Here is a 6,652-nt window from a genome sequence, read left to right as displayed (position 1 = left end):
CTGCCGGTCGCCGGCCCAGACCAGAACCGCGATCAGCAGCAGCAGCGGCAGAAGCACGAACAGCGCCGTCACCGCCACGCCGACGTCCAGGCTCCGCTTGGCCGCCCAGTCCAGACGCAGGCCGCCAACCACGAAGGGCGCGGGGGGCAGAACCGCATCGGCGACGGTCTCTGCAGCCCCGCTCACCTGCTCAACCAGCTGGCCTGCTGCGTGCTCGGCCTCCTCCGACAATCCGATCCCGCGATGAGCTGTGAGAACACCGGCGGGTACAGAGGTTTCGGGTTCGAGCGGCACCGTCTCAGCTCCTGTGATGAGACCAATGGCGAAGGTTAATGAACCGTTATTGCGCCGCTTGTATTGGTTGAAAATTGCTTTGGCAAGTGAAACCTGCGCGCCCCCGCGCGCCTCAAGACAGTCTAACCGCTGCCAGTCAGGCCATATCAGCTGGGATAGCGGCTCCCCGACGCCAAAGGACGACGAGGGACTCAAGCAACAGCTACGTATTGGCTACGTAGTTCCAGAATCGAACCTGATTCCGCTTCTCATGCGGAGCCGCGCTCATTTTGGCCTGATCGCCGGCGAGGCAAGAGCCGACACGACGACCTCAGACCCGGCGCATTGTCTGCACCTGCAGTCACTCAGCCGCGCCCCGCCCCGCATCGCGCCCGGACGGAGATGCCCCCGGGGTTGCGGCAGGCTCCGATGGGAGCCGGCAGGCTGCCGGCGCGGGTGATGAGCGCGTCGGATCGAGGCGGCGGTCTCCCCCGAGATCCAAGTGGTCGCATTGCGTCGCGTTCTCAGCGCCGGCGCGGCCCAGCGCCATGGCGAGGCGCGGGCCGGCGCTCTGTGCGGTACCCAGATCCCCGCCGCGCCGCCCCTCGTGCAAGCACGCGGCCATGACGGAACCAGCCGGCGGCGGGCAACGGGCTCGCGGTCACCGGCCGTCCGGTGCTGACCCGCCGCGTGCCGCAGCGGCGCGCGAAGCCCGCTTCAGCGGATGCCGCAATCGCCCTCGCTCACGTCGAGACCTCACCGGTCGACGCGGGCGCGGCTTTGCCGCGGCCATAGAGACCGAGCAACATCTGCGCCCGCTCCGGTGTGATGTGATGCTCGGCGATGAGCCCGGAGACGATGGCAGCGAACTCCTCCTGACTCAGATTTTCGGTATTCAACCGGAGTATAATGTCGTCAGCCTTTCCCATCATCGTCAAATCACGCTTGATCTCCATCTTGGAACGAAGGGATAATTTACGCCCGAAACGCTTCTGGCCGATCATGGCAGAGATCCTTTTTGCAAAAATATCGATCATCGATCCGGCAGAGCGCCGGCTACGACACCGCGGGCCTATTCACCGGCGTGATGATCTTACTCTGCGACGGGCGTCGCGGATGAGAAGCGGCGCCCTCGGAGGGTGATGCTCGATCGATCAGCCAGCAGCCTGATTGAAATGGCGATGGGGTCGTCCAATGGTCCGAATTGTCCCACCAGACGGCTCGTCGACCAGAGTTCGACCCGGTTCCGATCGGCCAGATCTGAGGCCTGTCGGGACGCATCGGCGTCGTTGCGGGCCGTGATGATCCGCGTCGTCAGCACGTCGCCGCCCCCGTCCAGCTTGCGGACCTGATAGGGTCGCCGGGCATGCCGGGAACGGGGCCTGACTGGAAGCTGGAGAAGGTCTGCCATGCGCCCGCCTATCCGTACACAGGCGGGGACACGGGGCCCTCAGCCACCGGAGCCTGGCTCAGCCGATCCGGTGATTCAGGTACCCTGCGCTTCTGAGAGCGACAAAGATAGTTTTTTTCAGCCTGAGCGGCGCTTGTGCGCCCCCTGGATATGACTAGCCGCGGTAGAAGCAGTTCTTCAAACCACGCTCCGCGGCGCGAGACCTCGGCGGCGCCGGAATGGCTCGGTGTGAATAGGCCTGCGCCACCGCCGGGCCGACGGGATGGACGCGATCACGGGCCGGGTAAGAGCGATTGCTGCGGCCGTCACAGCAGCCGTGGTCCCAGCCGGGAGTGGACCGCTCACCGCGACACCCGGCCGGGCGTTCATCCTCGTGACCGGGGTCGGGATCCGGTTGCGGAGCGGAAGGGATAAAACCGTCGCTAGGTTCGTTAGGGTATCGACGAACCGTCTGGGCCAGGGACCAAGAATGCGCAGCCTCATCCTCGCCGTCAGCCTCGGCGCCATCGCCGTTCCCGCCGCGGCACAGACGCTTCAACGCGGCAACGCGGATCTGCAGACCTACTGCGCGGGCGACGCCATCACGTTTTGTGCCGGCATCGATCCGAACAGCCCGCAGATGGACGCCTGCTTCAAGAAGAACATGAGCCAGATGTCCCCGAACTGCCGGCGCGCCATCGATGCCTACAAGAGCGGTGGCGGCAAGTAGCGTTCCCGCCGCGAGAGATGCGACGACTCACCAGCAGGGAGGTAGCCCGGTGTTCAGCCACGTGATGATCGGCAGCAACGATCTCGCCCGATCGAAGGCGTTCTACGATGCGCTCTTTGCCGCGACGGGAGGCAGCCCCGGTAAAGAGGACCCGCGAGGGCGGCTGATCTACGCCCATCGAGGCGGCCGCCTGATGATCAGCAAACCGATCGACGGGAACCCCGCAACTGGCGCAAACGGCGGCACCATCGGCTTCGCCGTGGAGAGCCCGGAAGAGGCCAAGGCCTGGCACGACGCCGGCGTCGCGAACGGCGGCACCGCCATCGAAGACCCGCCGGGCGAGCGCCAGGGCCCGTCGGGTCGCCTGTACCTCGCCTACCTTCGAGATCCGGACGGCAATAAGCTGTGCGCTCTCAACCGGTTGACGGATTGATCCAACGGGCTGGGCCGTCGAAGGCTTCCGCCACCCCGTGATCGGATCGGGCGGCGGAGCCGGGATCCGGTCTCGGAAACGAGCGCGCACATGAGCCTGCCGGATGAGAACGCGCGCCTCCTGGCGTTAGCCGCCGACAATGCGGTCATGGCGGCCGAGTCGGTCGCGCTCAAACTTTTCGAAGGCCGGCTTCCCCGGCGGATCGCCAGGATATTGTTGGCAGCCGGCATCGGCGCGCCGGAGCATCTGCTATTCATGCCCATGGGCAGGATCGCGACGCTTCCCGGCATGAGCGCCGCGGCTCGGCGCGAAATCCAGGCCTACCGATCCCGGTTCATCCCGACGGCCAATGTTTGAACCGGGGCTCTCTCTGAGGGACTGGCGTGGTGATCACAGGCCCGCAGCTTCTCGCGGCGCGGATCTCGATCCGCTTGGCACCGGCGGATCTGGCCAAACGCGCCAAGGTGCCGGTGAGTGTCGTCGCGCGCGCTGAGGGCAGTCCCGGCGAACCGGCGATCACCATCGCGCAGCTGAACGCCCTGATGCAGGCCCTGCGGGCTGCCGGTGCCAGCTTCCCGCCCGCCGACCTGCCCGGAGGCGTGCTTTAGGAAGCGACCGGTTCTTTACTCGGCCACACGGAGGCCCCAGGCTGAGACGCCCAGGTCCGCCGGCCCCACAAGGCCGCTTCTCCGAGGGGCGGCGGTTCGCGCACCCGCGCCGCCGCGGAGATAGGTCTCCGCGAGATTGACCCGGCCATCGCGTTCATCCGCGCGAACCGCGAGCGGATCGACCCCATCCCGGTTCCGCTCGACATGGATCCGTCAGGCTGCGCGCGTTCGCACGGCTGCGCGAGTCGCCGCAGCCGAATGGCCGGGGCATCGTCGCGGGCCTCTCCGGTGCTGCAACCCGGATGCTCCCGTTCTTCGAGCAGACCGGACGATCGCCACGGACATCGCGGCTCAAACCACCGTACCCGGCATCGGTGTCCGCCCGGTCGGATGTCCGTCCCGGTGGAGCGACGAGCGATAGGGGCAGACGTCTACGACGGATGGCCGGCGGCTGACGCGCTGTGTCGGGCCGAGCCGAGGGCCAGTCCCCGGGCCACGCATCATGCCGGCCGCCGCGTGATGAGCCGGCAGCAGGGCGATGATCAGCGTCCCGGCTTCAGGAGGCACGGTCCCTGATCGACTCCCGACGCAGGCTGGCGGCGGCCTTCACGATCGACAGAACGCTCGCGCGCGTCGTGGCGTCCGAGATGCTGTTGAAGGCCATGACGAGTTCCATCACCTTCGGATCGTTGAAGAACGTCGTGGCCACGGCCCCATCGCCCTCCGATCGCGGTTGACCGGCGAAGAAGGTTTCGACCGACACGTTCAGGACGTCGGCGATCGCCTGCAGCCGCCCGACGCCGATGCGATTGCGGCCCTTCTCGTACTTCTGGACCTGTTGGAAGGACACGCCCAAGGCCTGCCCCAGCACCGTCTGGCTCAGGCCTTGGGCTGCCCGGAGCGCTGCGATCCGGCCTCCGATCACGCGGTCGGCATCCGTGGTCACTTTGGGCTTGTTGATGGCGGTCATCGGTCGGCAGCTTCCCGGTATCGCGGCCATGGCTGGCCAGAGCTTCTGTCGCACACCAACCACGTAACGCCCAATTGAGTTGTGCCCAATCGCACAACCGGGGCGTGCACGGCCGACATAGCTTGACCATTCCCCCTACGACGCAGGTCGGCAGAACCGAAACACTCGGTATTGTGCCACCGCACCGTTGGGATCGGCCTTGCGCCGCTCCGAACTGCGATCCGATTGCATGGCGGAGCTGAACGAAGAGTTAGGTCAGTGCCTGTGGGTGCAGCGATGGCGTCCCGGTGTAGGTGTCGGGCTTGAGCGGGCAGCCGCTATGCGACTTCCGGTGTGACATGGTGCGGCGAACGCTGGGCCAGTTGTAGGCGCCGAGGATCATCACGCGTCCGTGGCAGGCCGGGCAGCGCTTCACGGCCATGACGTGCTCGGTTGCTGCCTCGGTGAGGCTGACGGAGCGCCATTCACTTCCGAGCTTCACCTCGCAGATCTGAACCTTGGGCTTGGTCATCCTCACGAGGTGCCATGGCAGGAGGGGCGCCGCCAGCCCGTGCGCGATCTTGCTGGCGCGACAGAACGACAGGGCTCAGTTCATGTGCCTGCGCCGGTTCCGAACCTCCTGGCCGGCGAGCTTGCGCCCCAGCGCCATCAGCAGGGTGTCGGCGTGGACCTTCAGCTCCGGGTCCTGCAGCTCCACGATCGCCCGCTGGGCCGCGATGGCGTGCTCGGCCGCCCGATCCAGGGGCGCTTCTCCCGCGTAGGGCACGATCGCGCTGGATGTCGTCTCGGCCATCCGCAGGTGGGTGATGTCCACCAACATGCCGCTTCCACGCAGCGGCTGCCCGGCCTGATCACAGGAGAAGCGATCTCGCGCCAGCACCCAGCGTGTCTGCCCATCGAACGCGATCACGCGGTATTCGGTGACATACGCACGGCCCTCCTGAGCGCATTGACGGATCAGGCCGAGAATGCGTTCGCGATCCTCAGGATGGATGGCCGCCTGAAAAGCGGCCCGTGAAATGCCCGTCTCGGCTTTCGCTGGGTCGACGTTGAACAACAACGCCACGAAGGCATCGGAGCGCACAGAATCTGTGGCTGCCTCCCACTCCCAGCGACCGGCCACGTCCAGAGCGTCGCGTGCGTGCCGAAACGCTTCGGGACAGGTCCGGTCGACGTTCAGCTTGGGTCTCGGCATAGGGCAGGCTTATCCGAACCAGGAACGGATTCTTGAGCGTGGCGGCCGGGTACAACTTCAAGAGGTAAGCTCCGAGATGGAGCAATTGTTGCGTGCCGTCGTTAATCCACCGACAGGCTATTGCATTTTGAATACCGGCTTGATGCGGCCTGTGGGCCGACGCGGGAACCGCCATGGGATCGAAGACGCCACCGAGCGACCGGGTGCCGATCGGGCAGCCCCTGGAGGACGAGGGTGCCACTCCTCCCGCTCATGCTGACGGTCGGACATCGAACCCGCTGCTGCAGCGTATCGCCGGAGCCCTCCAGGTCCCGCCGGCTGCGCTGTACGACCTGCCCAACGCGGTCGATATGAAATCCGATGGCGGCGTCGAGGACGATTGCGCGCTGCTGCTGCAGGCCTACAGGCGCATCACCAATCCCGACGAACGCCGTCGCCTCCTGATGGTCGTGCAGGAGGCGGCCGAATGGTCGAGCTTACCCTGAACGGGTGATGCGGCGCCGCTTACAGCACCGCTACTGAGTTCTGCCTGAAACCCCGATCAGGGGAGCTTCGCTCATGTCTCCGGTCAAGCACGACGACGTCCGCCCCGCCCAGCGCTGGTCCAAGCCTGGGCGCGCACCAGCCTCACGTCGCGGACGTGAGAACTGGATCGTGCGCTGGATCGGCGCTGCCAAGTTCCGGGCCGCGCGAGCGGTCGCGAAGACCGCGATCGAGGCGCCGAGCGCTCGAATCATCGAGCTCGGGTGGACTGAGACGCTGGGTCGACCCGTGCGGACTGGGCCGGCCGGGATCCTGCGGCCGGCCGGGACGATCGCGCCGCTCCTGCCGCTCCTACGCTGATCGTCGCGCGCCCGGCACGCCGAGGCCGATGGCCCTGGCGAGGGCGGAGCGCCGCTCGGCGTAGCTCGCGGCGACCATCGGGTAGTCGGACGGCAGGCCGTAGCGGTCGCGGTAGCTCTTCGGGTCGAGGCCGTGGCTGGTGAGGTGGCGCTTGAGCGTCTTGTAGGTCTTGCCGTCGATGAAGCTGACGATGCCGTCGGGGCGGACCGA

At 66.7% G+C, this 6,652-nt stretch carries 11 protein-coding genes and 1 pseudogene; 6 read left to right on the top strand and 6 right to left on the bottom strand.

Annotated elements, in window-relative coordinates; genetic code table 11:
* Window positions 1-294 (bottom strand): annotated as a pseudogene (locus tag MKK82_RS10390) (sugar transferase); the annotation flags it as partial.
* Window positions 295-1,016: 722 nt separating this feature from the next.
* On the bottom strand, window positions 1,017-1,277 hold the full coding sequence (locus MKK82_RS10385) for a hypothetical protein (protein ID WP_243985566.1): 261 nt from the start codon (window positions 1,275-1,277) through the stop codon (window positions 1,017-1,019).
* Window positions 1,278-2,153: 876 nt separating this feature from the next.
* Between MKK82_RS10385 and MKK82_RS10380 the strand changes: the two genes are divergently transcribed.
* From MKK82_RS10380 to MKK82_RS10365, 4 genes are all read left to right on the top strand, one after another.
* Window positions 2,154-2,393, top strand: coding sequence for a 3',5'-cyclic-nucleotide phosphodiesterase (locus tag MKK82_RS10380; protein WP_238291613.1), 240 nt, complete (start codon window positions 2,154-2,156; stop codon window positions 2,391-2,393).
* A gap of 49 nt (window positions 2,394-2,442) precedes the next feature.
* The gene (locus MKK82_RS10375) at window positions 2,443-2,826 is read left to right on the top strand and encodes a VOC family protein (RefSeq protein ID WP_238291612.1); all 384 of its coding nucleotides are present in this window, start codon (window positions 2,443-2,445) and stop codon (window positions 2,824-2,826) included.
* A gap of 90 nt (window positions 2,827-2,916) precedes the next feature.
* Window positions 2,917-3,183: a hypothetical protein gene (locus MKK82_RS10370; protein WP_238291611.1), complete on the top strand. Its 267-nt coding sequence runs from the start codon at window positions 2,917-2,919 to the stop codon at window positions 3,181-3,183.
* 29 nt (window positions 3,184-3,212) lie between these two features.
* On the top strand, window positions 3,213-3,434 hold the full coding sequence (locus MKK82_RS10365; protein WP_238291610.1) for a transcriptional regulator: 222 nt from the start codon (window positions 3,213-3,215) through the stop codon (window positions 3,432-3,434).
* Between the two features lie 556 nt (window positions 3,435-3,990).
* Here the strand turns inward: MKK82_RS10365 and MKK82_RS10360 are convergent.
* The 3 genes from MKK82_RS10360 to MKK82_RS10350 form a co-directional block, all read right to left on the bottom strand.
* Entirely contained in the window at window positions 3,991-4,404 is a 414-nt protein-coding gene (locus MKK82_RS10360) for a helix-turn-helix domain-containing protein (protein ID WP_243985565.1), read from the bottom strand.
* A gap of 250 nt (window positions 4,405-4,654) precedes the next feature.
* Entirely contained in the window at window positions 4,655-4,915 is a 261-nt protein-coding gene (locus tag MKK82_RS10355; protein ID WP_238291608.1) for a hypothetical protein, read from the bottom strand.
* A 75-nt stretch (window positions 4,916-4,990) separates the two neighbouring features.
* Window positions 4,991-5,599 (bottom strand): PAS domain-containing protein, encoded by a 609-nt coding sequence (locus MKK82_RS10350; protein WP_243985564.1) that lies wholly within the window; start codon window positions 5,597-5,599, stop codon window positions 4,991-4,993.
* A 173-nt stretch (window positions 5,600-5,772) separates the two neighbouring features.
* Here MKK82_RS10350 and MKK82_RS10345 point away from each other — a divergent pair, with 173 nt between their 5' ends.
* Both MKK82_RS10345 and MKK82_RS10340 read left to right on the top strand, forming a co-directional pair.
* A complete protein-coding gene (locus MKK82_RS10345; protein WP_243985562.1) occupies window positions 5,773-6,084 on the top strand; it encodes a hypothetical protein in 312 nt (103 codons plus the stop codon).
* A gap of 73 nt (window positions 6,085-6,157) precedes the next feature.
* Window positions 6,158-6,442: a hypothetical protein gene (locus MKK82_RS10340; protein WP_243985560.1), complete on the top strand. Its 285-nt coding sequence runs from the start codon at window positions 6,158-6,160 to the stop codon at window positions 6,440-6,442.
* On the opposite strand, the gene MKK82_RS10335 is transcribed toward MKK82_RS10340, so the two are convergent.
* Window positions 6,434-6,652: MucR family transcriptional regulator (locus MKK82_RS10335; protein ID WP_243985558.1), on the bottom strand; the 219-nt coding region annotated here is incomplete at its 5' end. The two genes, MKK82_RS10340 and MKK82_RS10335, sit on opposite strands and share 9 nt — an antisense overlap.

This window comes from Methylobacterium sp. E-046 (assembly GCF_022829625.1).
GTDB lineage: Bacteria > Pseudomonadota > Alphaproteobacteria > Rhizobiales > Beijerinckiaceae > Methylobacterium > Methylobacterium longum.
This window is presented reverse-complemented; position numbering and strand designations above follow the sequence as displayed.

Coding starts and splice junctions, on each gene's coding strand:
- MKK82_RS10385 (WP_243985566.1), bottom strand. CDS start 1,277: ATGATCGGCCAGAAGCGTTTCGGGCGTAAATTATCCCTTCGTTCCAAG.
- MKK82_RS10380 (WP_238291613.1), top strand. CDS start 2,154: ATGCGCAGCCTCATCCTCGCCGTCAGCCTCGGCGCCATCGCCGTTCCC.
- MKK82_RS10370 (WP_238291611.1), top strand. CDS start 2,917: ATGAGCCTGCCGGATGAGAACGCGCGCCTCCTGGCGTTAGCCGCCGAC.
- MKK82_RS10360 (WP_243985565.1), bottom strand. CDS start 4,404: ATGACCGCCATCAACAAGCCCAAAGTGACCACGGATGCCGACCGCGTG.
- MKK82_RS10355 (WP_238291608.1), bottom strand. CDS start 4,915: ATGACCAAGCCCAAGGTTCAGATCTGCGAGGTGAAGCTCGGAAGTGAA.
- MKK82_RS10350 (WP_243985564.1), bottom strand. CDS start 5,599: ATGCCGAGACCCAAGCTGAACGTCGACCGGACCTGTCCCGAAGCGTTT.
- MKK82_RS10345 (WP_243985562.1), top strand. CDS start 5,773: ATGGGATCGAAGACGCCACCGAGCGACCGGGTGCCGATCGGGCAGCCC.
- MKK82_RS10340 (WP_243985560.1), top strand. CDS start 6,158: ATGTCTCCGGTCAAGCACGACGACGTCCGCCCCGCCCAGCGCTGGTCC.